The organism is Micromonospora sp. CA-248260 (assembly GCF_050942205.1).
Lineage (GTDB): Bacteria > Actinomycetota > Actinomycetes > Mycobacteriales > Micromonosporaceae > Micromonospora > Micromonospora antibiotica.
Genome location: NZ_CP192021.1, coordinates 3,144,036 through 3,167,305 on the forward strand (window position 1 = coordinate 3,144,036; position 23,270 = coordinate 3,167,305).

The 23,270-nt window shown below is 72.1% G+C and carries 19 protein-coding genes; 12 read left to right on the forward strand and 7 right to left on the reverse strand.

Annotated elements, in window-relative coordinates; genetic code table 11:
- Positions 1-11 precede the first annotated feature (11 nt).
- The 7 genes from ACQP2H_RS13920 to ACQP2H_RS13950 all read left to right on the forward strand — a co-directional run bounded on the left by ACQP2H_RS13920 (position 12) and on the right by ACQP2H_RS13950 (position 8,416).
- Entirely contained in the window at positions 12-374 is a 363-nt protein-coding gene (locus ACQP2H_RS13920; RefSeq protein ID WP_255597559.1) for a hypothetical protein, read from the forward strand.
- Positions 371-1,081, forward strand: a complete 711-nt coding sequence (locus ACQP2H_RS13925; protein WP_433233097.1) for a hypothetical protein — start codon at positions 371-373, stop codon at positions 1,079-1,081. Before ACQP2H_RS13920 ends, ACQP2H_RS13925 begins: the two co-directional genes overlap by 4 nt.
- Positions 1,082-2,347: a hypothetical protein gene (locus ACQP2H_RS13930; protein WP_433233099.1), complete on the forward strand. Its 1,266-nt coding sequence runs from the start codon at positions 1,082-1,084 to the stop codon at positions 2,345-2,347.
- Entirely contained in the window at positions 2,344-3,837 is a 1,494-nt protein-coding gene (locus tag ACQP2H_RS13935) for an SCO6880 family protein (RefSeq protein WP_219461381.1), read from the forward strand. The genes ACQP2H_RS13930 and ACQP2H_RS13935 overlap by 4 nt, the downstream gene beginning before the upstream one ends.
- Positions 3,834-5,570: an ATP/GTP-binding protein gene (locus tag ACQP2H_RS13940; protein ID WP_357533720.1), complete on the forward strand. Its 1,737-nt coding sequence runs from the start codon at positions 3,834-3,836 to the stop codon at positions 5,568-5,570. Before ACQP2H_RS13935 ends, ACQP2H_RS13940 begins: the two co-directional genes overlap by 4 nt.
- A 5-nt stretch (positions 5,571-5,575) precedes the next feature.
- Positions 5,576-7,360: a type IV secretory system conjugative DNA transfer family protein gene (locus tag ACQP2H_RS13945; RefSeq protein WP_357534028.1), complete on the forward strand. Its 1,785-nt coding sequence runs from the start codon at positions 5,576-5,578 to the stop codon at positions 7,358-7,360.
- A 63-nt stretch (positions 7,361-7,423) separates the two neighbouring features.
- The gene (locus ACQP2H_RS13950) at positions 7,424-8,416 is read left to right on the forward strand and encodes a hypothetical protein (protein WP_219461384.1); all 993 of its coding nucleotides are present in this window, start codon (positions 7,424-7,426) and stop codon (positions 8,414-8,416) included.
- Between the two features lie 193 nt (positions 8,417-8,609).
- Here ACQP2H_RS13950 and ACQP2H_RS13955 read toward each other — a convergent pair whose 3' ends face one another.
- The 3 genes from ACQP2H_RS13955 to ACQP2H_RS13965 form a co-directional block, all read right to left on the reverse strand.
- Positions 8,610-9,206 (reverse strand): polysaccharide deacetylase family protein, encoded by a 597-nt coding sequence (locus tag ACQP2H_RS13955; protein ID WP_357533716.1) that lies wholly within the window; start codon positions 9,204-9,206, stop codon positions 8,610-8,612.
- An 8-nt stretch (positions 9,207-9,214) separates the two neighbouring features.
- The gene (locus ACQP2H_RS13960; RefSeq protein ID WP_433233102.1) at positions 9,215-10,408 is read right to left on the reverse strand and encodes an endo-1,4-beta-xylanase; all 1,194 of its coding nucleotides are present in this window, start codon (positions 10,406-10,408) and stop codon (positions 9,215-9,217) included.
- Between the two features lie 306 nt (positions 10,409-10,714).
- On the reverse strand, positions 10,715-12,340 hold the full coding sequence (locus ACQP2H_RS13965; protein ID WP_219461395.1) for a glycoside hydrolase family 43 protein: 1,626 nt from the start codon (positions 12,338-12,340) through the stop codon (positions 10,715-10,717).
- 244 nt (positions 12,341-12,584) lie between these two features.
- Here ACQP2H_RS13965 and ACQP2H_RS13970 point away from each other — a divergent pair, with 244 nt between their 5' ends.
- From ACQP2H_RS13970 to ACQP2H_RS13990, 5 genes are all read left to right on the forward strand, one after another.
- The gene (locus tag ACQP2H_RS13970; RefSeq protein ID WP_208566191.1) at positions 12,585-13,877 is read left to right on the forward strand and encodes an extracellular solute-binding protein; all 1,293 of its coding nucleotides are present in this window, start codon (positions 12,585-12,587) and stop codon (positions 13,875-13,877) included.
- Between the two features lie 54 nt (positions 13,878-13,931).
- Positions 13,932-14,930 (forward strand): carbohydrate ABC transporter permease, encoded by a 999-nt coding sequence (locus ACQP2H_RS13975; protein WP_219461401.1) that lies wholly within the window; start codon positions 13,932-13,934, stop codon positions 14,928-14,930.
- Complete coding sequence (locus ACQP2H_RS13980) at positions 14,927-15,766, forward strand: carbohydrate ABC transporter permease (protein WP_208566189.1); 840 nt, start codon at positions 14,927-14,929, stop codon at positions 15,764-15,766. Before ACQP2H_RS13975 ends, ACQP2H_RS13980 begins: the two co-directional genes overlap by 4 nt.
- 94 nt (positions 15,767-15,860) lie before the next feature.
- Complete coding sequence (locus ACQP2H_RS13985; protein WP_244251979.1) at positions 15,861-16,847, forward strand: LacI family DNA-binding transcriptional regulator; 987 nt, start codon at positions 15,861-15,863, stop codon at positions 16,845-16,847.
- A 398-nt stretch (positions 16,848-17,245) separates the two neighbouring features.
- Positions 17,246-17,986 carry a cellulose binding domain-containing protein gene (locus ACQP2H_RS13990; protein ID WP_219461403.1) on the forward strand — a complete coding sequence of 247 codons (741 nt, stop codon included), beginning with the start codon at positions 17,246-17,248 and terminating at the stop codon, positions 17,984-17,986.
- 136 nt (positions 17,987-18,122) lie between these two features.
- Here the strand turns inward: ACQP2H_RS13990 and ACQP2H_RS13995 are convergent, their stop codons facing one another.
- The 4 genes from ACQP2H_RS13995 to ACQP2H_RS14010 all read right to left on the reverse strand — a co-directional run bounded on the left by ACQP2H_RS13995 (position 18,123) and on the right by ACQP2H_RS14010 (position 23,228).
- On the reverse strand, positions 18,123-18,587 hold the full coding sequence (locus ACQP2H_RS13995) for a hypothetical protein (RefSeq protein WP_433233106.1): 465 nt from the start codon (positions 18,585-18,587) through the stop codon (positions 18,123-18,125).
- A 74-nt stretch (positions 18,588-18,661) separates the two neighbouring features.
- A complete protein-coding gene (locus ACQP2H_RS14000; RefSeq protein WP_208566185.1) occupies positions 18,662-19,789 on the reverse strand; it encodes a glycoside hydrolase family 53 protein in 1,128 nt (375 codons plus the stop codon).
- A gap of 165 nt (positions 19,790-19,954) precedes the next feature.
- On the reverse strand, positions 19,955-22,198 hold the full coding sequence (locus ACQP2H_RS14005; protein ID WP_357533709.1) for a M4 family metallopeptidase: 2,244 nt from the start codon (positions 22,196-22,198) through the stop codon (positions 19,955-19,957).
- A gap of 199 nt (positions 22,199-22,397) precedes the next feature.
- On the reverse strand, positions 22,398-23,228 hold the full coding sequence (locus ACQP2H_RS14010; RefSeq protein WP_433233109.1) for a PIG-L family deacetylase: 831 nt from the start codon (positions 23,226-23,228) through the stop codon (positions 22,398-22,400).
- Positions 23,229-23,270 lie beyond the last annotated feature (42 nt).

Consider the following 23,270-nt stretch of genomic DNA (forward strand, 5'->3'; position numbering starts at 1 on the left):
GAGCTGTTCCGATGTCGTTCACGAGCCTGTCCCAGTACGCCGCCGCCTACCTGGTCGCCCGCTTCCCGATGGCCCTCGACCCGGAACCCGCCGGGGGTGGGGGGATCAACCCGACCCCCAACGCGCCGGGGCAGCTGACCACCCTGGTGAACAAGCTGCTGGGCCTGATCGCCTGGGCCGGCACCGCCGCCGGGGTGGCCGGGGTGCTGATCACCGGCACGATGATGGCGATCTCGGTGAAGCGGGGCGAGAGTTCCGAGCACATGTCCCGGCTCGGTCTGGTGCTCGGTGGCTGCATCCTGGTCGCCGTCGCGGGCCCGCTGGCGAACTTCTTCCTCGGCGGTGCCGGCACCACCGCAGGCCAGCCACAGTGACCGGCGGGCGCGGCCGGACCCCGGCGGACCCGCCGTTCTGGACCGAGCGCGGCTGGATCCTCTCGGTGGCGTTCCTCGCCGGCATGGCGCTGCTGGCGGCGGGGGCCTGGATGTCCGGGGCGGCCCGGGAGACCCCGGCCGACCCGGTGGCCCGTAACGCCGCCGCGCAGGTGGCGCAGTGTCCGCCCCGGACGGTGGTCGCGGCGGGGCCGGCGGTGCCGCCGGACGACGTGGCGTGGCGGACCCTCGACGGTGGGGACCGGGTGCCGGTCTCCGCGACCCAGGGACCGTCGCGTACCGCCGACGGGGTGTTGGGCTGTTTCGCGCACACCCCGATCGGTGCGGTGCTGGCGGCACACGCCGTGCCCACCCAACTGGCCGGGGCCACCTGGCGGACGGTGGCCGACCGGCAGGTGGTGCCGGGACCGGGCCGGGACGTGCTGGTGGCCCGGCTGGAGGCCGCCGCCGGGGTCGTCACCAGTCGTGGCGGGGGCAGCTACGCCGGCTTCGCCCTCGCCCGGTACGCGGCCGACACGGCCCGGGTGCAACTACTGGTCAAGACCGGTGCCGGCGGCTACGTGGCGACCCTGGTCGAGCTGCGTTGGGACGCCGGGGACTGGAAGGTGGCGCCGTCGCGGGCCGGGGTGGTGCACGCCTCGCTGGGCACGGTCACCGGCAGCGCCGGCTACACACTCTGGAGGAAGTAGATGGGCGGGTGTTCGCCTCCCAATCCCCTGGACATCATCACCGGCTTCTTCTCGTTCCTCGGTGACCCGATCGGCACCCTGGTCCGGATGATCGCCAACCTGATGCTGGCCGCCGCGATCTCCATCTTCGCCGAGTTGAGCGTCTCGGTGCCGACGCTGGGCACCACGACCGAGGGCGGCCCGGACGACGTGCCGAGCCTGATCAGCGACCAGATCGAGTGGGTCGTGACCTATCTCGCGATCGGGTCGGTGCTGTTCGCCGCCGCCCGGATGGCGATGGAACGCAAGGGCACCGCCGGGCGGACCGCGTTGCAGGGCTTCCTGCGGGTCATCCTGGTCGCCGGGGCCGGCTCGTGGGTGGTGGGCCGGGCGGCCAGCCTCTCCGACGGTTTCTCCGACCACCTGCTCAGGTCCGCGGCGATGGAAGTGATCATGGGGGTGCCCTGTGTGGACAACGGCTCCTCCATCGAGTCGTTCCTGCTGCTGGTGCTGGCCTTCCTGCTGCTGATCGCCGCCATCGTGCACGTGCTGATGCTCTACCTGCGGCTGGGCGTGATGACCATCATGCTCGGCACCCTGCCGCTGGCCGCCGCCGCGTCGATGACGAACTGGGGGGCCGGCTGGTGGCGCAAGCACATCGGCTGGACGATCGCCTGGCTGCTCTACAAGCCCTCCGTCGGTCTGATCATGTTCTCCGGGGCGGAGATGCTCGCCGTCGGCAGCCGTACCCAGAACTCCTCGCACATCCGCATCGCCGGCATCGGCGTCCTGCTGCTGTCGGCGGTCGCCCTGCCGGCGCTGCTCAAGATCGTGGTGCCGGCCACGGCGGCGCTGGGCACCGGTGACCCGACCGGGACCGCCGTCTCGGCCGCGGGCGGCATGGTCGCCTCCGGCGCGAAGCGGGTCGCGGGGTCCGCCCTGTCCTCGGGCGGCGGGGGTGGCGGCGCCCCGTCCGGGGCGCGCGGACCGCAGGGCCGTCGGGGCGACACCGGCGGGCAGGGCCCGGCTGGCAGCGAGGACGCACCGGCCGTACCGGCGGCACCGGTGGCGGCAGCGCAGCCGCCGCGGGTTCCGCGGCCCGGCTGGCCGGACCGGTCGGGGTGGCGATCGACGGGGCGCAACGGGCGGCCCGGACCGGTCGGAACATGGCGGCCGGCACGGTGTCGGGCGCGGACGGCGACGCCGGCCACAACTGACAGCGCGGACCGCCGCCGACCGGACGACCCGGTCGGGCGGCGGTCCGGTGAGACGAGGGAGAGGCAATGACGACCGAAGCCGTCATCGAACCGACGTACGGCAACTGGCGTCGGCCCCGCCGGGCCGGGCTGGGCCCACTCGGCCTGGTCGGCACCGTCGGGGTGTTCGGCGGGCTGGTGCTGGTGCTGCTGGCCTCGCTGGCGTCGCTGCAGGCGGCGTTCGTGGTCGGCGTGCCGCTCGTGGTGGCCCTGCTGCCGATGGCCGTACGCACCCAGGACGGCCGTAACCTGTACCAGCTCCTGGCGTTGCGGATCGGCTGGTCGCGTCGGGTGTCCCGCCGGGAGCACCTGTACGTCTCGGGGCCGCTCTCGGCCCGACCGGGTGGCCGCTTCCCCCCGCCCGGCCTGCTCAGCGGGGTGCTCGCCCGGGAAGGCCGGGACGCCTACGACCGACCGTTCGGGGTGCTGCACCACAAGAGCCGCAACCTCTACACGATCGTGCTGCGGTGTGAGCCCGACGGCGGTTCGCTCGTCGACCCGGAGCAGGTCGACACGTGGGTGTCGCTGTGGGGCGAGTGGCTGTCCCGGCTCGCCCACGAACCGGGGCTGCGCGGGGCGTCGGTGGTGGTGGAGACCGCCCCGGACCCGGGGACCCGGCTCGCGGCGGAGGTGCTGCCCCGGCTGGACGCCGCCGCCCCCGCCGCCGCCCGTGCGGTGCTGGAGGAGGTGGTCGAGGACTACCCGTCGGCGTCGTCGGAGATGAACTCGTACATCACCCTCACCTACGCCCCGGTGGGTGGGCCACGGCGGGACCCGGAGGACGTGGTCACCGACCTGGCCATCCGGGTGCCGAGCCTGCTGACCGGGCTGATCGGTGCCGGTGGGGGTGTCGCCGAGCCGCTGACCGCCGAGCAGATCGCCGAGGTGGTCCGGGTGGCGTACGACCCGGCCTGCGCCGCCGAGGTGCTCAGCGTCCGGGCCGAGCACGGGCGGACCGGCCTGGAGTGGGCCGACTGCGGGCCGGTCGCCGCGGTCGAGTCGGTGGACGCCTACCAGCACGACTCCGGGGTGTCCCGGACCTGGCTGCTCACCCTGGCCCCCCGGGGCACGGTGCGCTCCAGTGTGCTGCGCACCATGCTCGACGCCTCCGCCGGGACCCGCCGCAAGCGGGTGGCGTTGCTCTACCGGCCGATCGACCCGGCGACCTCGGCCCGGATCGTCGAGGCGGATCGGCGGACCGCGCAGTTCATGGCCACCTCCGGGCGGGGCATGGTGCAGGCGCGGGCCGCCGCCGAGGTACGCGCCGCCGAGCAGGCCGCCGCCGAGGAGGCCACCGGGGCGGGGTTGGTGGAGTTCTCGCTGATGCTGACCGTCACGGTCGACGACCGCTCCCAGCTCGACGACGCGTCGGTGCTGGTGCGCAACATGACCGGGGCCACCCGGATCGCGATGCGGCCGGCCCACCGGATGCAGGCGGCGGCGTTCACCTGCACCCTGCCGACCGGAATCCTTCCGTGGGAGCAGACCGTGCTGCCACACGAACTTCAGGAGGCGATGTGACCGGCGCACCGGCACTGCGCGCGGGTGGGCTCGGGGCGGGTTGGCCGGTCGGGACCTCGGGGGCGCGGACCGCGCTGGCCGGGGTGGTCGGCGACCCGGACGACGAGGCCCCCGTTGCGCCGAAGAAGACCCGACCGGCCCGGCCCCGCCGTGAGCTGCCCCCCTCGGCCCGGGGCTGGGAGGGGCCCGGCGGTGGCCGGGTCGGCTACCTGGACGCGCCCACCATGTGGCGGGCCACCACCGTGCAGGCGTGCGGGCTGTGGCCGTTCTCGGCCGGCTCGGGGGCGCCGATGTCCGGGGTGCCGCTCGGTCAGCACCTGTTCACCGGCGCCACGGTCTGCGGTGATCCGATCTCCTGGTTCACCCGGGCCCGCTACATCTCCAATCCGTCGCTGTTCATGCTGGGCATGCCCGGCCTGGGCAAGTCGACCCTGATCAACCGGATGGCGGTGGGCCTGGCCGCGACCGGGGTGGTGCCGCTGGTGCTCGGCGACCTCAAGCCGGACTACGCCGACACGGTCCGCGCCCTCGGCGGTCAGGTGATCCCGATCGGGCGTGGCGTCGGCGGGATCAACGTGCTGGACCCGGGGGCGATGGGGTTGGCCGCCGAACGCATCGGCGGCCGGGCCGGCCGGGCGCTGGCCGCCGAGACGCACGGTCGGGTGCTGAACATGGTGGCGGCGCTGCTGACCATCGTGCGCGGCCGGGCGCTGGACGACCACGAGCAGTCGGTGCTCTCCGCCTGTCTGCGGCACCTGCGGGAACGCACCCCGCAGGGCCGGGCCCCGCTCCTGCCGGACCTGCTGCGGGTGTTGGAGGAGGGGCCCGACCGGGTCCGGGCGGTGACCCTGGACCGGGGGCAGGAGAGCCGCTACCGGGACGCGGTGGACCCGCTGCACCGGTCGTTGCTGGGCATCCTCGACGGTGCGTTGGGTGACACCTTCGGCTCGTCCACCTCCACCCGGATCGACCCGGACGCCCCCGCCGTGTGCATCGACATCTCCCGGATCGGGGAGTCCGACACCCAGCTCACCGCGGCGGCGATGCTGGCGGCCTGGTCCGAGGGCCTGGGCACGGTCGCCGCGTCGCACGCGATGGCCGACGCCGGGCTGGCCCCGCGCCGCTGGTTCTTCACCATCCTCGACGAGTTGTGGCGGCCGCTGCGGGCGGCGTCCGGCATCGTCGACCGGATCGACGCGCTGACCCGGCTCAACCGGTCGCTCGGCCTCGGCGATGCCAAGATCACCCACACCCTCAAGGACGCCGAGGCGTTGGGCTCCGACGCCGACCGGGCCAAGGCGCGCGGCTTCGTGGAACGGGCCGGGATCGTGGCCTGCGCCGGGCTGCCGGCGGCGGAGATGACCGACCTGGGTCGGGTGATCGGCCTGTCCAAACGGGAGATCGAGCTGGTCTCCTCCTGGTCGTCGCCGCCGGGCTGGGCGAGCACCGGCAGCAACGAGGAGCCACCGGGGCGGGGCCGGTTCCTGATCAAGGTGGGTGGCCGACCCGGCATCCCGATCCGGGTCTCCATCACCGACACCGAGCGCCGGCTGCACGACACCAACCAGCGCTGGGTGCAGAACGGGTACGCCGCCCAGCAGGCCGCCGAGCGGGCGGCGGCCCGGCAGGCGGCCTTCGAGGTTGAGGCGGAACTGGGCAACCTGGCCACCCGGCCGGAGCTGGCCCACCTCGCCGACCAGGTCGCCGCCGGTGAGCGGGGGTGGCACGCGTGAGCCGGATGTCGTCGGGCTCGCCCCGGGGCGCGGACCTGTTCTTCTGGGCGTTCTGCCTGGTGGTCCTCGCCAACGCGGCACTGTTCACGGTCGCCTGGCTGGGCGGCACCCTGGGCGCCGGGGTGACCGGACACGGCTGGCAGACGCCGCCGTTCACGCTCGGCGCGTACTTCATGGTGATCTCCGGTGCGGCCGGCGCGCTCTGGCCCGGGGCGTCACCGTACGCGCTCTACTCCGGGATGCTCGTGGTGGCGCTGCTGGTGGTGGTGCCGGCGGTGCTAGTCGGTCGCCGGCTGCTCGACCTGCGCGGGCGCGGCGTCGGGCTGGCCCGGGTGCGTGACCTGGCCCCGCTGACGCCCGCCGGGATCGCGGCCCGGGCCCGGGAGCTGCGTCCCTCGCTGGCCGGGGTACGGCAACTCGCCCCGGACGACACCGGCAACCTGCTCGGTGACCTGTCACCCAACGGCCCGGAGCTGCGCTCCTCCTTCGAGGACGTGGAGCTGGACCTGATGGCCCCCCGGGCCGGCAAGTCCACCGGCATCGCGGTGCCCCGGGTGCTGCGGGCCCGGGGCGCGGTGCTGCTCACCTCCAACAAGTCCGACGTGTACGCGGTGACCCGGGCCGAGCGGGAACGTGTCGGTACGGTGTGGACCTTCGACCCGCAGGGCATCGCGCACGTTCCCCGCCAGATGTGGTGGGACATCCTCGCCGACTGCGTCACCATCGAGGGGGCCCGCCGGTTGGCCGGTCACTTCGTGGCGTCGGTCAACGACGACACCGCCAAGAAGGATTTCTGGATCTCGGCGGCGCAGAACACCCTGACCGCGCTCTTCCTGGCCGCCGCCCGGGGCCGGGCCCCCGTCGCCGAACTGCTCGGCTGGCTGGCCGACCCGGCCGACCGTACCCCGATCGACCTGCTCCGCGACGCGGGTATGGCGGCGATGGCCGAGCAGTTGCAGGGCACCGTACGCGGGGCGGTGGAGACCCGCGACGGCATCTACGAGACGGCCCGGCAGTGCGTGGCGTGCCTGCTCGACCCGGAGATCCTCGCCTGGGTCTCCCCGGACCCGTACCTGCCGCAGTTCCGCCCGGACCGGCACGTGCTCGGCCGGGACACCCTCTTCCTGCTGTCCAAGGACGGCGGCGGTTCCGCCGCCGGGGTGATCGCCGGCCTGGCCGACGCGACCCTGCGGGCGGGGGTGGTCGCCGCCGAACGGATGGGTGGCCGGCTCGACCCGCCGATGACGGCGGTGCTGGACGAGGCGGCGAACGTGTGTCGGATCTCCGACCTGCCGGACCTCTACTCGCACCTGGGATCGCGGGGGATCAACGTGGTCACCCTGTTGCAGAGCTACCGGCAGGGGTCCCGGGTCTGGGGTGAGGCCGGGATGGACGCGCTGTGGGGCGCCGCCACCATCAAGCTGCTCGGCGCGGGCCTCGACGACGCCGACTTCGTGGAGAAGGTCTCCAAGCTGGTCGGTCAGCACGACGTCAGCACGGTGAGCGTCTCCCGCAGCCGGGACGGTTCGTCGCGGTCCACCTCGTACCGGCAGGAACACGTGCTGCCGCCGGACCGGATCCGGGCCCTGCCGAAGGGGACCGCGCTGCTGCTCGCCACCGGCATCCGGCCGGCGGTGATCACGTTGCGGCCCTGGTACAAGGAGCCGGACGCGGGGCGGATCTCGGCGCAGGCCCGGCAGGAGGTCGCGGCGATCACCGAGCGGGCCGCCGGCAAGGCCACCGCGACGCCGTGGCAGGCGAACTGGCGAGAAACCCCGACCGCCGGCTGAACCGGGACGCCGGGCCGGTCGTAATGAGCGTGTCAACCGCTGGTCGAGCATCAAGGAGCCCAGGTGTCCTCACCCCATCAGCCACCACCGGGCGGGAGCGGAAGTCCCACCGGCAGCGAGAGCTACAGCGTCCACTACCCGCCCACCCCGACCGAGTCCGAGCCGCAGGTCGTCTACTCGCCGAGCGTCTACAGCCAGGTCAGTTACACCCCGGGCGCCTACACGCCGAGCAACTACAGCCAGGGCGCCCCGAGCACCTCGTCGGTGCAGTCGGGCTACGGCCAGTACACCGCCGACGACTACCGGGCCGAGGTGGGCCAGCCGTACAGTTCGTCGACCTCCTCGGGCCGCAGCAGCCCCGGCCCGGGGGACTCGATCAGCGTCGAGTGGGGCGCGGGGGAGACCAGCGAGCACCGGCTGGGTCAGAACCGGGTGGAGACCTGGGCGCAGCGGGCCGGCCGGTGGGTCGTGGAGAACGACGAGCGGATCGTCAACTTCGTGTCGTTGGTCGCGTCGCCCGGGGTGCAGGGCAGCGCCGGCCTGCGCGGCAACGCGGTGGCCAACAGCGTGGGCCTGGCCCTGGCCGCCGGCCCCGGCATGTACGTGGTGGGCAAGGAGGTGGTCAACTCGTTGCGCAACGGCCGGCAGGGTGACATGGTGCGGGCCGCCTACGGCGCGGTGGCCGCCGCGGGCGCGCTCACCTGGGGCGTCGGTTACGCGCCGGGTCAGGACACCACGGCCGGCAACGCCGGGGCGATCGTGCACGGCGCGGGCTCCGCGTTCATGGTCACCCGGGGCCCCCGGGAACAGCCGGGGCGTCCCCGGCAGGACACGGAGGCCCGGGGGGACGTCGCCGACACCGCGAGTTCGCACCGCAGGGGCGGGGCCACCTCGCGTAACCACACCTCCCGTACCCACACCTCGCGGACCAGCGGCCGCGACAGCGGCTCGTCGCACGAGCCGGTGAGCCGGCGCAACGGGTCCGACCGCACCCGTGACCAGCACCGGCGCGGCGGCGGTGGCAACAGCGGTGGTGGCGGGGGTGTCGTCCGGTAGGTCACGCCTGCCGTGACCGTCCAGGTCGGGGTGCCGCCGCGTCCAGGGACGTGGACCGGCGGCACCCCGACGGCGTGGTGGGTGGGCGGGTACACCCCGACCCCTCCACCCACCACCCGCACCGGCCGTAACCGGTCGGCCGGTACGTTTCGCCTGCTGCCGGCCCGATCCGCCGGGGCGGGCCGGCAGCGGATCAGTCGGCCGGCAGGGTGAACCGCCAGCGTCGTGCGCGCAGCACGGGCGCGACCCGGTCGACGGCGGCGACGCTCTGGCTGCGGTCCCCGCCGCCGTCGTGCAGCAGCACCACCGCGCCGGGGGTGACCCCGTCGAGGAGCCGGCGGACGAGCTCGTCGGTGCCCGGCGGTTCCCAGTCACCGACGGCCAGCCGCCAGCCGAGCGGTCGCATGCCCAACGCGGCGGCGACGCCGGGACTCGCCCCCCAGGCCCCGTAGGGCGCACGGAAGTAGCGGATCCGGGCATCCGGTACGGCCCGCCGGATGGCCTCGTTGGTCTCCCGCAGATCCGCCTCGATCCGGCCGGGCGACCAGGTGGTCATGTCGTCGTGGTGCATGCTGTGGTTTCCCAGCCGGTGACCGTCGGCCACGATCCTGCGGACCACCTCGGGGTGGGCCTCGACCTGCCCACCGCAGAGGAGGAACACGGCCGTGATCCGGTGCCGCCGCAGGACGCCGAGCAGGCGCAGCGTGTCGGTGGGGTTCGGGCCGTCGTCGAAGGTGAGGCTGACCGTCCGTCCGCCGCCCCGGGCCGTGTCGAGGATGTCGGCGCCCACCGGCCGGCCTACCGGCGCGGCTTCGGCGTGGCCCGCATCCGCACGTACGGTGGGCCGGCGTAGATCAGGTCGGCCTTCATCACCTGGTACGCCCGCTTGGGCTGGTAGTTCTCGTCGTAGATGGTGGCCAGGCCCTGCGGCGGGTCGTCGAAGGTGCCGGGTACCCAGGAGTGCCGGTCGGTGAACCCCCAGACGGTGAACGACAGGCAACGCGGCTCGGCCAGGCAGGCCTGCAACAGCACGTGGAAGTTCGCGGCGGACGCCTGGAGCCGTGGGTTGATCTCCTCGGAGTCGCCGGCCTGCACCCCGTCGGTCAACCGGCTGCGCACGTCGACCTCGGTGAACGCGGTGGACAGCCCCAACCCGGCGAAGCGGTGCAGCGCGTCGGCGACCTGAAGGGTGTCGTAGTTGCCGTACTGGGTGCCCAGGTGACCCTGGCTGCCGACCCCGTCGATCGGCACGCCCCGGGCCAGCAGGCCCTTGACCATGTCGTACACGAACTGGGTCTTGTCGTTGGTCGGGTCGCCGGAGCCGAACGCCTCGATGTTGTAGTCGTTGTAGAACAGCAGGGCGGTCGGGTCGGCGGCGCGGGCCCAGCGGAACGCGTCGGCCACGTAACCCGGGCCGAGGTGCTCGGCCCAGAAACCCTTGTAGTGCAGGGTGGACGGGGTGTCCCAGGGGTCGCTGACGGCCTCGTTGACCACGTCCCACTGCCAGATCTTGCCCCGGTAGCGGCTGGCGACGGTGGTGATGTGCTGGCGCAGGATCGACCGCAACTCGGTGGTGTCGATGGAGCCGTCGGCGACCCCGTCGGTGAGCCACTTGGGCAGTTGGCTGTGCCAGACCAGCACGTGGCCCCGGACCTTCTGGCCGTTGCGTCGGGCGGTGGCGACGAGTTCGTCGGCCGCCGACCAGTCGTAGTTGCCCCGGGTCGGCTCCAGGGACTCCCACTTCATCACGTTCTCGGCGGTGACCGTGGAGAACTCGTCGCGCACGATCTCCCGGTAGCGGGGCTCGGCGGGGTCGTCGAGGGCCGCCATGTCGACTGCGGTGCCGACGTACAGGCCGTGGCGCTGGCCCAGGGCGCGCAGGCTCTGCGCGGTCGGGTCGTACGGCCGCTGTGCGGTGGCCGGTACGGCGTTCAACACGCCGGCGGTCGCGACGGCGACCAACCCGGCAGCCATCCACCGTCTGAGTATCATCTGCGGTCCTTTCCCGAGGCGCGTCGACGGGTCGACGGCGGCGAGGGCGGGGGAGGGGCGCGGCACCGCCACGGCGGGACGTGTGGCGGGCCGCACCGGAGCCAACCGATAGTTGTGCATCGATTTCCGGAAGCCGACTGGAACGTTACGAGCGCGAGCCCACCGGGTCAACCATCGAAACTTCCGGAACTCCTGGTCAGGCCGTCGACCGGTCGTCGCAACAGTTTCGAGATCCGGCCCCCCGGTATCCCGGGCACGGCCACGACCGGCCCCACCCGGAGCCGGTCGTGACGGGTGTGGGAGCGGTCAGTGCTCCCGGTAGGTGGCCCGGTCGAAGTCGGCGTGGCCGCCGTCGCCACCGAGGTCCTGGACCCAGAGACCCAGGAACGCCCCGGTGAACCCCCAGGCTGCCGGCTCGCCGTCGATGATCAGGGCGGCGTGCTCGTCGGACAGGATGGTCGCGTCCAGGTCGATCGGTAGCTGCTGCCAGCCCGCGCCCAGGTCGTAGCCGAAGCGCACCACCGGGCCGTCGAACTCCGCCCGCAGACCCACCCGGGTGGCCCCGTCGGTGTCGACGGTCAGCTCCGGATAGGCGGTACGCCGGCCGTTGTCCGAGCTGAGCAGCTCCAGCACCGTCCGACCGTCGTCGGCCCGGGTCAGGTAGAGGTGGTGCCAGTTGAGGGTGTTGTAGTAGGCGGTGATGCCGGCCAGCTGACGGTGGTCGACCGGGTCGAACTCGACCACCGTGTCGAGGGTGCACCGGGTCGCGCCGACCCGCCGGGCCACCAGACTGGGGGCCTGCCGGCCCACCGGGGACTGCCCACCGTGCACCCGCAGGTGCGACGGGCGCGACCGCAGGTCGATCCAGTCCGGGGTGGCCGGCCGGCGCAACGTCGACCACGCCGGGCCCAGCTCGGCGGCGTCGAAGTCGTCGGTGGCGGGCTCCGCCGGCCACGGGTGCGCCGGCAGGTCCGGCGCGGCGACCTCGTCCGCCGGCACGCCGCCGGGGATCCGCGGCCAACCGTCGGTGGGCCACTCGACGCGCTGGATGGCCGTCTCCCGGCCCAGCACGCAGCTGCCCAGCGGAGAGTAGGGACGGCCGACGAGGTGGGCCAGGTACCACCCGCCGTCCGGGGTGCGCACCAGGCTGCCGTGGCCGGCCTTCTGCAACCGCAGCTCGGGCCGGCCGACGGAGGTGAGCAGCGGACCGTCCGGGTCCACCTCGTACGGTCCGAACAGCTCCCGGGACCGGGCCACCGTGACCTGGTGCTCCCAGCTGGTGCCGCCCTCCGCGGTGATCAGCCAGTACCAGCCGTCGTGGCGGTAGAGGTGCGGGCCCTCGGTGACCCCGACCGGGGTGCCGGTGAACAGGATGCGGGGCCGGCCGACGAGGCGGCGTGCGGCCCGGTCGTACTGCTGGATCTCGATGCCGGCGAAGCGGTCCCGGCCGGGCCGCCAGTCGGCGCTCATGGCGAGCAGCCAGCTGGTGCCGTCGTCGTCGTGGAACAGGGCGGCGTCGAAGCCACGCCCGTGCAGCTTCACCGGGTCGGACCAGGGTCCGGTGATCTCGGGCGCGGTGACCAGGAAGTTCTGCGGGTCCCAGTAGCCGCTGGCGAAGCTGGCCACGTCGCTGTAGACGAGGTGGAACAGGCCGTCGTGGTAGGTCAGGTCGGGCGCCCAGATCCCGTTGGAGTCACCGCAACCGCGCAGGTCGAGCAGGCGGCGGTCGGTGACGACCCCGCCCAGCGCCCGCCAGTGCACGAGGTCGCGGGAGTGGTGCAGCCGGACCCCGGGGTACCACTCGAAGGTCGAGGTGGCCAGGTAGTAGTCGTCGCCGACGCGCAGGATCGACGGATCCGGGTGGAACCCGGCGAGGACGGGGTTGCGGATCGACCGGGCAGCGGTCGCCACTTCAGCGGTGTCGGTCGACACGGGCACTCCTCGGGCAGCTCTCGAAACTTTCGGAATCATGGCCATGGTCGGTGAGGCCCTGCACACGCTAGCCGTTTTCGCCGCGATAGGACAGAGGTCTTGACCCGCGCGGAAACAGCTCGTAGCGTGCCCGCCATCGATCGGTAATACCGGCGACGCTCTGAAAGTTCCGGAGATACACGTTTCGAAATCGCCGGCTCGACCGGCACCCGAGCACCTCGTGAGTCCCCCGAAGGGATGGATCATGACCGCCCACCTCTCCCGCAGATCGCTGCTCGGCCTCGTCGGCGCCGGTGCCGGCGCGTACCTGCTCAGCGGCTGCAGCGACGACGCCTCCGACGACCCGGACGCCCCGCAGACGATCAACTGGTGGCACATCCAGAACACCGAGCCGATGCTGCCGGTCTGGGCGGCGGTGGCCCAGGAGTACCAGAGCGCGCACAGCAACGTGAAGATCGAGATCCAGCCGCTGGAGAACGAGGCGTTCAAGGCCAAGCTGACCACCGCCACCCAGGCCGGCTCCCCGCCCGACCTGTTCCAGTCCTGGGGCGGCGGGGTGCTCAAGCAGCAGGTCGACGCGGGTCTGGTCAAGGACCTCACCGAGACCATCGCCCCGTGGAAGGACGGCCTGCTGCCGCTGTCCCTGGAGCCGTACACCGTGGACGGCAAGATCTACGGGGTGCCGTTCGACATCGGGATGGTCGGCTTCTGGTACAACAAGGACCTCTTCGCTCAGGCGCAGATCACCGCGCCGCCGGCCACCTGGGCCGAGCTGCTCGACGTGGTCCGCAAGCTCAAGGCCGCCGGGATCACCCCGGTCGCGCTGGCCGGCAAGGACAAGTGGCCCGCCCACTTCTACTGGGCCTACCTGTCCATGCGCATCGGCGGGCTCGGTGCCCTCCAGCAGGCCGCCAAGGACAAGAACTTCGAGACCCCCGACTTCGTGGCCGCCGGTGAGCGGCTCAAGGAACTGGTCGACCTCCAGCCGTTCCAGAAGGGCTTCCTGGGCGCGGAGTACGGCTCCCCGGACGGCCAGGCCGCCACGATGGGCAACGGCCGTGCCGCGCTGGAGCTGATGGGGCAGTGGGCCCCGTCGGTGCAGGCGTCCAGCTCCACCAGCAAGAAGGGGCTCGGCGACAAGCTCGGCTTCTTCCCGTTCCCGGCCGTCGACGGCGGCAAGGGCACGGCCACCGAGGTGTTCGGCGGCGGCAACGGCTTCGCCGTCGGCAAGGACGCCCCGCCGGCCACCCTGGACTTCCTCAAGACCCTGCTCAGCGTCGACGTGCAGCGTCGCAGCACCAAGACCGGCGCGGTGCTGCCGACGGTCAAGGAAGCCACCGACGCCGTCGCCGACCCGAACAACAAGGTCGTCGCGCAGACGCTGGCCGCCGCCACCGGCTTCCAGCTCTACCTCGACCAGGCCTACCCGCCCGCCGTCGGCCAGCAGGTCAACGACAGCGTCGCCGCGCTGGTCGCCGGCAGCAAGTCGCCGGCGCAGATCCTCAAGGACATCACCCAGGTGGCGAAGACCCAGTAGTACCGTCCCACCCCATCGATCACCAGCCGCCGGCGAGAACTGAGTGGAGCAGGCATGACCACGCCATCGATCCTGTCGAATGCGGGACCCGGCGGCCGAGTGACCGAACCGTCGGGGCCGGGGCCGGGCGGCGTACGCCGTACCGGCCGCCGGCCCCGGCCGGGCCGTCGCCGGGCCCTCGCCGTCTTCCTGGCCCCGTCCCTGGTGCTGTTCCTGCTGCTGGTGCTGGCCCCCATCGTGGTGGCCGGCTACGCCAGCCTCTACAAGTGGAACGGCTTCGGTCTGCCCGAGAACTTCATCGGGCTGGACAACTACACCCGGGCCTTCGGCGACCCGGTGTTCCGGGGCGACCTGTGGCACGGGCTCGTGCTGATCGTGCTCTCCCTGGCGGTCCAGCTGCCGGTCGCGATGGGCCTGGCGATGCTGCTCAACCAGCCGCTACGGGGGCGCGCGATCTACCGGGTGATCTTCTTCGCCCCGTACGTGCTGTCCGAGGTCACCACCGCGGTGCTGTTCAACCTGGTGTTCTCACCCAACCGGGGGTTCGGTGACGCCATCTCCCGGTTCCTGGGGGCCGACGCCGGGGCCGTCTTCGCCGACCCGGACACCGTCCTGTACGCCGTCTTCCTGGTGGTCTCCTGGAAGTACTTCGGCCTCTACATGATCCTCTTCCTGGCGGCCCGGCAGAACATCCCCAAGGAGCTCAACGAGGCGGCGGTCACCGACGGGGCCAACGCGTGGCAGGCGTTCCGGCTCGTCACCCTGCCGCTGCTCGGCCCGACCATCCGGATCAGCGTGTTCCTGTCGGTCATCGGCACCATCCAGCTCTTCGACATGGTCTGGGTGCTCACCGGCGGTGGGCCGATCCACGCCTCGGAGACCATGGCCGTGACGATGTTCCAGTTCGGCTTCCGCCGCTTCGAGGTCGGCTACGCCAGCGCGATCAGCATCATCATGTTCCTGCTGAGCCTCGTCTTCGCCCTCATCTACCAGCGCGTCGTCCTGCGTCGGGACACCGAGGGCGCCCTCACCGTCCAAGGAGACCAGCGATGACCACCTCGGCGAACCCGGCCCAGCGGGGCCGCCGCCTCCTGTTGCACCTCGTCTGCATCGCCGTCGGCGCGCTCATCGTCGTGCCGGTCTGGTTCGGGGTGATCGGTGGGTTCAAGGACAACGGGCAGCTCTCCACCAACCCGCTCGGCCTGCCCGACCCGTGGGTGCCGGGCAACTACGTCGAGATCTTCACCGCCGGGGTGTTCTGGCGCAACGTGGGCAACAGCGTCCTGATCGCCGTGGCCAGTACGTTCGTCGTGGTCGCGGCGGCGGCGATGGCCGCGTACGTCTTCGCGCGGTTCGCCTTCCGGGGGCGGGAGTTCCTGGTCACCATCTTCGCGATCGGGCTGATGTTCCCCTTCGCGGTGGCGATCCTGCCGCTGTTCATCCTGCTGCGCGGGATGGGGCTGTTGGACAACCCGCTCGGGGTGATCCTGCCCCAGGCCGCCTTCGGCCTGCCGATCACCATCATCATCCTGCGGCAGTTCTTCCGGAGCATTCCCGGTGAGGTCGAGGAGGCGGCGACCCTCGACGGCTGCGGTCCCTTCGGGTTCTTCTGGCGGGTGCTGCTGCCGATGGCCCGGCCCGCCCTGGCCACGGTCTCGGTGCTGGCGCTGGTGAGCAGTTGGAACAACTTCATGCTGCCGCTGGTGGTGTTCACCGACCAGAGTTGGTGGACGCTTCCCCTCGGGGTCCAGGCGTTCCAGGGGCAGTACTCCGACGACACCGCCAAGGTGCTCGCGTACGTCGTGTTGTCGATGATCCCGGCGCTGGGCTTCTATGCCATCGCCGAACGTCAGCTCATCGGTGGGCTCTCCGGCAGCGTCAAGGGGTGACCCCGACCTGCTGCGATAGCCTTCTGCGACCGTAGTTCCCCCGACCGAAAGGGTGACCGTGGGCTCCGAGAACGGCAGGAACGTCACCATCGCGATGATCGCGCGGTTGGCGGGCGTCTCGGTGCCCACGGTATCCCGGGTGATCAACGGCCGGTCCGACGTCGCCCCGCAGACCCGGGAACGGGTGGAGGAGTTGCTCACCCGGCACGGCTACCGCCCCCGCTCGGCGGCCCGCCGTACCCAGTCCGCCCTGATCGACCTGGTCTTCAACGACCTGGACAGCCCCTGGGCCGTGGAGATCATCCGGGGCGTGGAGGACGTCGCGCAGGCCAGCGGCGCCGGGACCGTCGTGTCGGCGATCCACCGGCGGACCTCGTCGGCCAAGCAGTGGCTGGACAACATGCGCACCCGCTCCACCGAGGGGGTCATCTTCGTGACCTCGATGGTGGAGCCGCCGTTGCAGGCGGAGCTGCGCCGGCTGCGGCTGCCGGTGGTCATCGTCGACCCGGCCGGCGTCGCCCCCCAGGAGGCCCCGACGATCGGGGCGACCAACTGGGCGGGCAGCCTGCGCGCCAACCAGTACCTGCTCGGCCTGGGTCACCGGCGGATCGGCTTCATCGCCGGCCCGCCGCAGCTGATGTGCAGCCGGGCCCGGATGGACGGCTACCGGGCCGCGCTCGACGCCGCCGGTCTCGCCGTCGACGACCGGCTGGTCCGGCCGGGTAACTTCTACCACGAGTCCGGTTACACCGCCGGCATGCACCTGCTGGGCCTGCCCGAACCGCCCACCGCGATCTTCGCCTCCAGCGACCAGATGGCCCTCGGGGTCTACGAGGCGGTCCGCAAGCGTGGCCTACGGGTGCCGGACGACGTCAGCGTGGTCGGCTTCGACGACCTGCCGGAGGTCCGCTGGTGCTCGCCGCCGCTGACCACGATCCGGCAGCCGCTGGCCGAGATGGGCATGCTGGCCGCCCGGACCGTGCTGCGGCTGGCCCGGGGCGAGACGATCGAGAGCCCCCGGGTGGAGCTCGCCACCGATCTGGTCGTGCGGGACAGCGCCGCCGCGCCGCGTATCCGCTGATCCGGGCCGGGTCGGCGGTCGGCCGATCGACGCCGGAGGGTGGTCCGTAGCGGCCGGTCGGCCGGTCCGGGCGGCCCGATCGGACAGCATTGCATCGACAGTCATCGAATGCCAGACTGTTCTGGCGTCGTCACGCTCGGGAGCCAGCGTGACCACTCGTGCGCCGATTCGTCGGACACGCGAGGTGGCCGCGCCACCCCGCGCCGGGCAGTCCGCGACGGTGACCACCGGTCGGTCCTCCGCGCCCGTCGACCGGGCCGTCCGGCATCCGCCCGGCCATGACAGCCGCTGATCGCGCAGCACCTCACCCGCCCACCGCACGGTGGGCGACAGTCCCGGATCCGGCACCGCGGGCCCGTCCCGGCCGTCGGTGCCCCCGCAACCCCTCGGAGGTACGGATGCTCCGCACGCTCGGCGTGGTGCTGGCGACCACGACCCTGACCCTGGCCGGTTGGGCCGGCACACTCACCGGCGCCCAGGCCCAGCCGGCGCTCTCGGCCACGCCCCTTCCCACCCCCACCTACGCGTGCCCCCCGGCGCTGCCGGTCTCCGGGCAGTTCATGTCGGCCAGCGCCACGAGCATCACCGTCCGGTACTCGATGCTCATGACCCCGCCGTGCGGCTACAACCCGCCGATGACCCTGGTCCTCTTCGCCAGCCGGGAGGACGCGACGGCCTGGCTGAACCCGGTGGCCTCGGCGGTGTCCGGCCCGGAACGGCAGGGTGAGATCACGGTCACCGGGCTGACCCCGGACAGCGAGTACTGGTACCGGTTCAGCGCCGGGGAGAAGCACGACCCGTACGTCATCAACGGTCCGGTCCGGACGCTGCCGGCCGGGTCCGCGTCGTGCCGGGCGACGATCACCTTCGACAACCGCTGGACCGGCGGGTACGCCGCCACGGTCACCGTGCGCAACACCGCCGAGGAGACGCTCAACGGCTGGCAGGTCACCTGGCGGTGGTTGGGCGACGAGCGCATCTCGGCCCTCTGGAACGGTGTGCTCACCATCTCCGGTCCCGACGTCACGGTGCGCAACGCCTCCTGGAACGGCACGCTGGCCCCGGGTGGCAGCACGACGTTCGGCATGCTCGTCTGGACCAACGCGCCGGGCCCGCTGACGCTGAACTGCGGCCGGTGACCGTCGACGCCGGCCGGCAGGCGACGGCCGGGCCGGCGCGCGGGCGCACCGCACGGGACTGAGGTCCGCACCGGCGGGCCGCCACCCACCGGGGTGGCGGCCCGCCGTCGGCGCGGCCCGCCGCCCCGGTGACCCGTCAGCCGGTCAGCGACTGCCTGATCCGCGCGTACTCGGCGGCCATCTCCGGTGTGGCCAGGAAGTCGTCGAGCGCGGCCGAGACCCGGTGGTCGACCTCCTCGACCGAGCGCAGGGCGAGCTCGTGCAGCTCGCCGCGCCGGTGCCCCTCCAGGTACGTGGTCCAGTGTTCGAGGGCCGACAGGGCGATCAGCGGGCCGGGGTCCATGTCGCCGTCGGCGAGGATGCCCTCGTCGATGCGGTCGAGGTGGGAACGCAGCTCGCCCGCGTCGGCCGTGGCGATCCGCTCCCGCGCGGCGGCCAGCGCCGCCCACGCGTCCTCGTCGAGGTCGTCCGCGCCGGCCTCGTCGATCAGGTCGGCCGCCAACAGGCGGGTGACGGTCGCCAGCCCGAAGGCGTGCAGGGCGTCCTCGTCGGCCGCGTCGACCAGCCCCCGGATGGCCGCATCGCACTCGTCGTATCGCACCGCGCCAGGGTAGTGCCCGGTCGGCGGGCCACCGCCGGTGGCCCGCCGACCGGGACGGAAGCCTTCCGCCCGGCCTACGGCCGCCAGCGGATGCTCGGGTTCACCTGACCGGTCCAGTTGAAGATGGCCATGTTGTCCCACTGGTTGCCGGTGCCGTTGATGTTCGCCGGGTCCCAGCCGTTTCCCGGCACCGCGTACCAGGTCGGCTCCCAGTAGAAGACCCCGACCGCGCCGGCGTTGCGGGCGGTGTCCTGCACCCAGGAGAACTCGGTGGCCTGGCCGCTCCAACTCGCCTGGTGACCCGCGCAGGGTTCGGTGCCGTTGATCGCGTTCGCCTCGTTGTCGGCGTTCGCGGCGGTGAACGGGTACGCCGTCTCGGTGAGCACCACCGGCTTGCCGTACCGGGTGCGGACGTCGGTGATGACGTTGTAGAGGTTGGCCAGCGTGCCGTGCCACATGCAGTAGTAGGACAGGGCGGTCAGGTCCCACTGCACGCCCTTGGCCCGGATGCCGTCGTAGAACCAGCGGGCGTGGTCCATGCTGTCCGCGTTCGCGGTGTGGATGATCACCTGGGTTCCGCCGTTGCACGCCTTGGTGGCCTGGTAGCCGGCCTTGAGCAGCAGGCTGAGGTTGGTGAAGTCGTTGTTGACGACCTTGCCGTCGTTCCAGAGCATGCCGACGTTGATCTCGTTGCCGATCTGCACGCTGTCCGGGGTGGTGCCCTGGTTGCGCAGGCTGGTGCAGACGTCGGAGGTGTAGTTGTAGACGTCGGTCTGGAGCTGGCCGATGCCGTGGTTGGCCCAGGCTGCCGGCTTGTACTGCTTGCCCGGGTCGGCCCAGGTGTCGGAGTAGTGGAAGTCGATCATCAACTTGAGGCCCTTGGCCTTGACCGTCTTCGCGTACGCCAGCACCTTCGCCTTGTTGTTCCAGCCGCTGGCCGGGTTGTTCCACACCCGCAGCCGGACGTAGTTGACGCCGAGGCCCTTGAGGATGTCGAGCGGGTCGCGGGCGGTGCCGCCGGCGTCGTAGTATCGCGCGCCGAGGTCCAGGCTGCGCTGCACGGAGGAGACGTCCGCGCCGAGCATGGTCAGGGTGTTCGCGGCCGACGCCGACGTCGGCGGGCCGAGCAGGGCGGCCGGCAGGGCGACCGCCGCGAGGAACGCGACGGCCCAGGCCCGCAGGCGGGAGCGGTACGGAGTCATCCGGACCTCCTCGGTGGTGGGGTGGTGGTGGGGGACCTGCCGGCGTCGGGGCGGCGACACCAATAGACAGACTTGACTATAGCGGGGTGTGGGGCGGTCGACTCCGTGCCGGCGACGCGAAGCGGGCCACCCGGAAGCCCGGATGGCCCGCCCGCCGTGCCACTGTCAGAGGTTCAGGCTCCAACTGTTGACGTAACCGGTGTCGAGGCTCGCCGCGTCCTGGACCCGCAGCTTCCAGCTCCCGTTCGCCACCTCCGAGGAGAGGTTCACGGTGTACGTCTGGTCGATGTTGTCGGTGCTGCCCCCGGAGCGGCTCTGCAACGTGTACACGCTGCCGTCCGGGGCGACCAGGCTGACCACCAGGTCACCGATGTAGGTGTGCACGATGTGCACCTCGACCTTGCTCGCGGTCGACGGGGTCGCCGCGCAACCGCTGATCACGATGGTGCTCTCCACCGTCGAGTTGTCGGCGATCGGCACGTCGGTGCCGTTGGTGCCGGAGCAGCCCGGCAGCCCGTTCACCGTCAGGTTCAGGGTGGCCGTGCGGGCGATCGAGGGCGAGGTGCCCACCACCGTGATCGCCACCGTGCCGCTGCCGGCAGTGGCGGCGGCGGTGACCGTGACGGTGGTCGACCCACCGGCGGTGACCGACGTCGGGCTGAACGAGACGGTCACCCCGGCCGGCAGCGGGCCGGTCGAGAAGGTGACCGTCTCGGCGGTGCCCCGGACGACCGTGGTGGAGACCGTGGCGGTGCCCGAGGTACCCGGGTTGAGGGTGAGCGTCGTCGGGGCGACCGAGACGGAGAAGTCGTTGGCGGCGCAGGACTCGGTGCCGGTCACGTTCACCGAGGTCCAGGCGGCCATCACCGCCTTGTACTCGGTGGAGCACAGGCCGTACAGGTCGGTGGCGGCCGACAGGGTGTGCAGCCGGGCGGTGTTGGTCGGCTGGGCGGTGTTCACGTAGCGGGTGTTCGACACGAAGTACGCGTCCAGGGCGCGGAACCAGATCTTCTCCGCCTTCTGCCGGCCGATGCCGGTGACCGGCGGGGCCGACCCGCAGAGCGGCGAGGTGCCGTACGAGGTCGCCCCGGAGCCCTCGGCCAGGTTGAAGAAGAAGTGGTTGGCCACGCCGGAGGAGTAGTGCACGTCGATGCTGTTGGTGCTGCTCGACCAGCAGCCGTGCGAGGAGCCGTCCAGCGTCGGGTTGTACATGTAGCGCAGCGGGGTGCCGTTGCCGTTGATGTTGATCTTTTCGCCGACCTGGTAGTCGCCCGGGTCGGCGGTGGTGTTGGCGTAGAACTCCACCATGTTGCCGAAGATGTCGCTGGTGGCCTCGTTGAGGCCGCCGGACTCGCCGGAGTAGGTCAGGCCGCCGGGCACCACGTTCTCGGTGACACCGTGGGACATCTCGTGGCCGGCCACGTCGAGCGAGACCAGCGGCTTGGCGTTGCCCGCGCCGTCGCCGTAGGTCATCTGCGCGCCGTCCCAGAAGGCGTTGACGTAGGCGTTGCCGTAGTGCACCCGGCTCGGCACGCCGGTGCCGTTGCCGAAGATGCCGTTGCGGCCGTGCACGTTGGTGAAGTAGTCGAAGGTCGCCGCCGCGCCGAAGTGCGCGTCGACCGCGGCGGACTGCCGGTTCGAGGGTGCCCCGGTGCCCCACACGTTGTCGGCGTCGGTGAACGTGGTGCAGGTCGACGTGCCGTTGTTCATGTCGCAGGTCCGACCGTTGCCCCGGGTCGGGTCGATCAGGCTGTACGTCGCACCGGACAGCGTAGTGTCGACCGCGACCGGGCCGGCGTAGACGCTGTTGCCGGTGCCGACGACGGACTCGATCTCGTCGTACGAGCCGATCCGGGCGCCGGTGAGCGCGTCGCTGATCACGTGCAGCTTGGAGGGGGTCTGCCCGTCCGGCGCCCAACCGGTGACCACGGTTTCCCAGGCGAGCCGCCCGGTGCCGCTGCTGGCGTCGACGAACAGCTCCGCCGCGCCGGTGCCGGTGACCTTGCCGGAGAACTCGGCGGTCGCCGCCTTGCGCGCCTTGGCGGCGGTGACCTTCGGGGTGGTGGCGAGGGTCAGCGGAGCGGCCAGGCCGACCGAGCTGCCCGCGTAGTCGCCGTCGGCCTCGGTGCGGATCACGAAGTCCCCGCCGTAGACGCGCAGCCCGTCGTAGGTGCGGGTGTAGCGGACCGCGCCGCCGCCCTTGGCGTCCCGCCGGCTGCTGTGCACGGCGTAGCGGTCCTTCGCCGAGGACCTGACGGCTCCGGCGTGATCCTTGAGGGCGGTGTCGGCGGCGGCGACCAGCGCCGGCCCCGGGGTGGATGGTGGGGCTGCGGACACGCTCGTGGTGGTGACCACGAGACCGCTGCCGACCAGCATGGTGACGCCGGCCAGCGCTAGGGCTGATCTCAAACTGACCTCCCCAATCCGAGATGCTCTCGCATCTTTCGATAGCGAGATCATCGTCGGCTGTGGAGAGTCTGGGAAGACAGTTGTCGATGGCTATTCATACCGAGTTGCCCATCCGGGCGATGGTATGACCGACGAGTTGTGCCGGGGGCGTTCCATCCCTGTTACGGACGGAACACCCCGGCAACACCCGCTCGCGCCGTCAGCGCAGGCCGGCGAAGAGGTCGTCCTCCGGCAGCGCCGACCCGGTGGTGTCGCGGACCCGGACGAAGGTCTCCTGACCCATCAGCTCGACGAACCGGTCCCGGCCCATCCGCAGGAAGAAGATGTTCTCGGTCTGGCTGGCGTGGGCGGCCAGCGCGTCGAACTTCTGCACGCCGAAACTGCTGGTGTCCACCCAGGTGGTGATCTCGTCGTCGGGCAGACCGAGCTGCGGCCCCGGCGCGTCCGCCGCGTCCGGCTCGGCCCACTCGACGCCCAGCTCCTTCATCACCCGACCGAACTCCGCGAACGCCGTGCGCGGCACGGTGGTCCAGTACACCTTCGCCGGGATGTCGGTCATCGCCACGGCGGCCATGGTGATCCGGTGGGCCTGGATGTGGTCGGGGTGGCCGTAGAAGCCGTTCTCGTCGTAGGTGACCACCACGTCCGGGCGGTAGTGCCGGATCAGCTCCGCCAGCCGGTCCGCCGCCTCCACCACCGGAGTGGTCCAGAACGCGCCCGGCGACTCGTTGGTCGGCCAGCCCATCATCCCGGAGTCGGCGTAGCCGAGCGTCTCCAGGTGGCCGACCTTCAACGCCGCGCAGCTGGCCTCCAACTCCTCCTGCCGCATCGCCACCACGGCGGCCGGGTCGTGCCCCGCATCGCCCGGCTTCACCCCGCCGGGACCGTCGCCGCACCGCCCGTCGGTGCAGGTCACCAGCACCGTGGTGATGCCCTCCGCCGCATACCGGGCCAGCACGCCGCCGGTGCTCGTCGCCTCGTCGTCGGGGTGCGCGTGCACCGCCATCAGGGTCAGACCTCGCTCAGCCATACCCTCACCCTAGGCGTCCCGACCGACGACGGCGGGTACCGG

Coding starts and splice junctions, on each gene's coding strand:
- ACQP2H_RS13920 (WP_255597559.1), top strand. CDS start 12: ATGTCGTTCACGAGCCTGTCCCAGTACGCCGCCGCCTACCTGGTCGCC.
- ACQP2H_RS13930 (WP_433233099.1), top strand. CDS start 1,082: ATGGGCGGGTGTTCGCCTCCCAATCCCCTGGACATCATCACCGGCTTC.
- ACQP2H_RS13935 (WP_219461381.1), top strand. CDS start 2,344: ATGACGACCGAAGCCGTCATCGAACCGACGTACGGCAACTGGCGTCGG.
- ACQP2H_RS13945 (WP_357534028.1), top strand. CDS start 5,576: ATGTCGTCGGGCTCGCCCCGGGGCGCGGACCTGTTCTTCTGGGCGTTC.
- ACQP2H_RS13960 (WP_433233102.1), bottom strand. CDS start 10,408: ATGATACTCAGACGGTGGATGGCTGCCGGGTTGGTCGCCGTCGCGACC.
- ACQP2H_RS13970 (WP_208566191.1), top strand. CDS start 12,585: ATGACCGCCCACCTCTCCCGCAGATCGCTGCTCGGCCTCGTCGGCGCC.
- ACQP2H_RS13975 (WP_219461401.1), top strand. CDS start 13,932: ATGACCACGCCATCGATCCTGTCGAATGCGGGACCCGGCGGCCGAGTG.
- ACQP2H_RS13980 (WP_208566189.1), top strand. CDS start 14,927: ATGACCACCTCGGCGAACCCGGCCCAGCGGGGCCGCCGCCTCCTGTTG.
- ACQP2H_RS13985 (WP_244251979.1), top strand. CDS start 15,861: ATGATCGCGCGGTTGGCGGGCGTCTCGGTGCCCACGGTATCCCGGGTG.
- ACQP2H_RS13990 (WP_219461403.1), top strand. CDS start 17,246: ATGCTCCGCACGCTCGGCGTGGTGCTGGCGACCACGACCCTGACCCTG.
- ACQP2H_RS14000 (WP_208566185.1), bottom strand. CDS start 19,789: ATGACTCCGTACCGCTCCCGCCTGCGGGCCTGGGCCGTCGCGTTCCTC.
- ACQP2H_RS14010 (WP_433233109.1), bottom strand. CDS start 23,228: ATGGCTGAGCGAGGTCTGACCCTGATGGCGGTGCACGCGCACCCCGAC.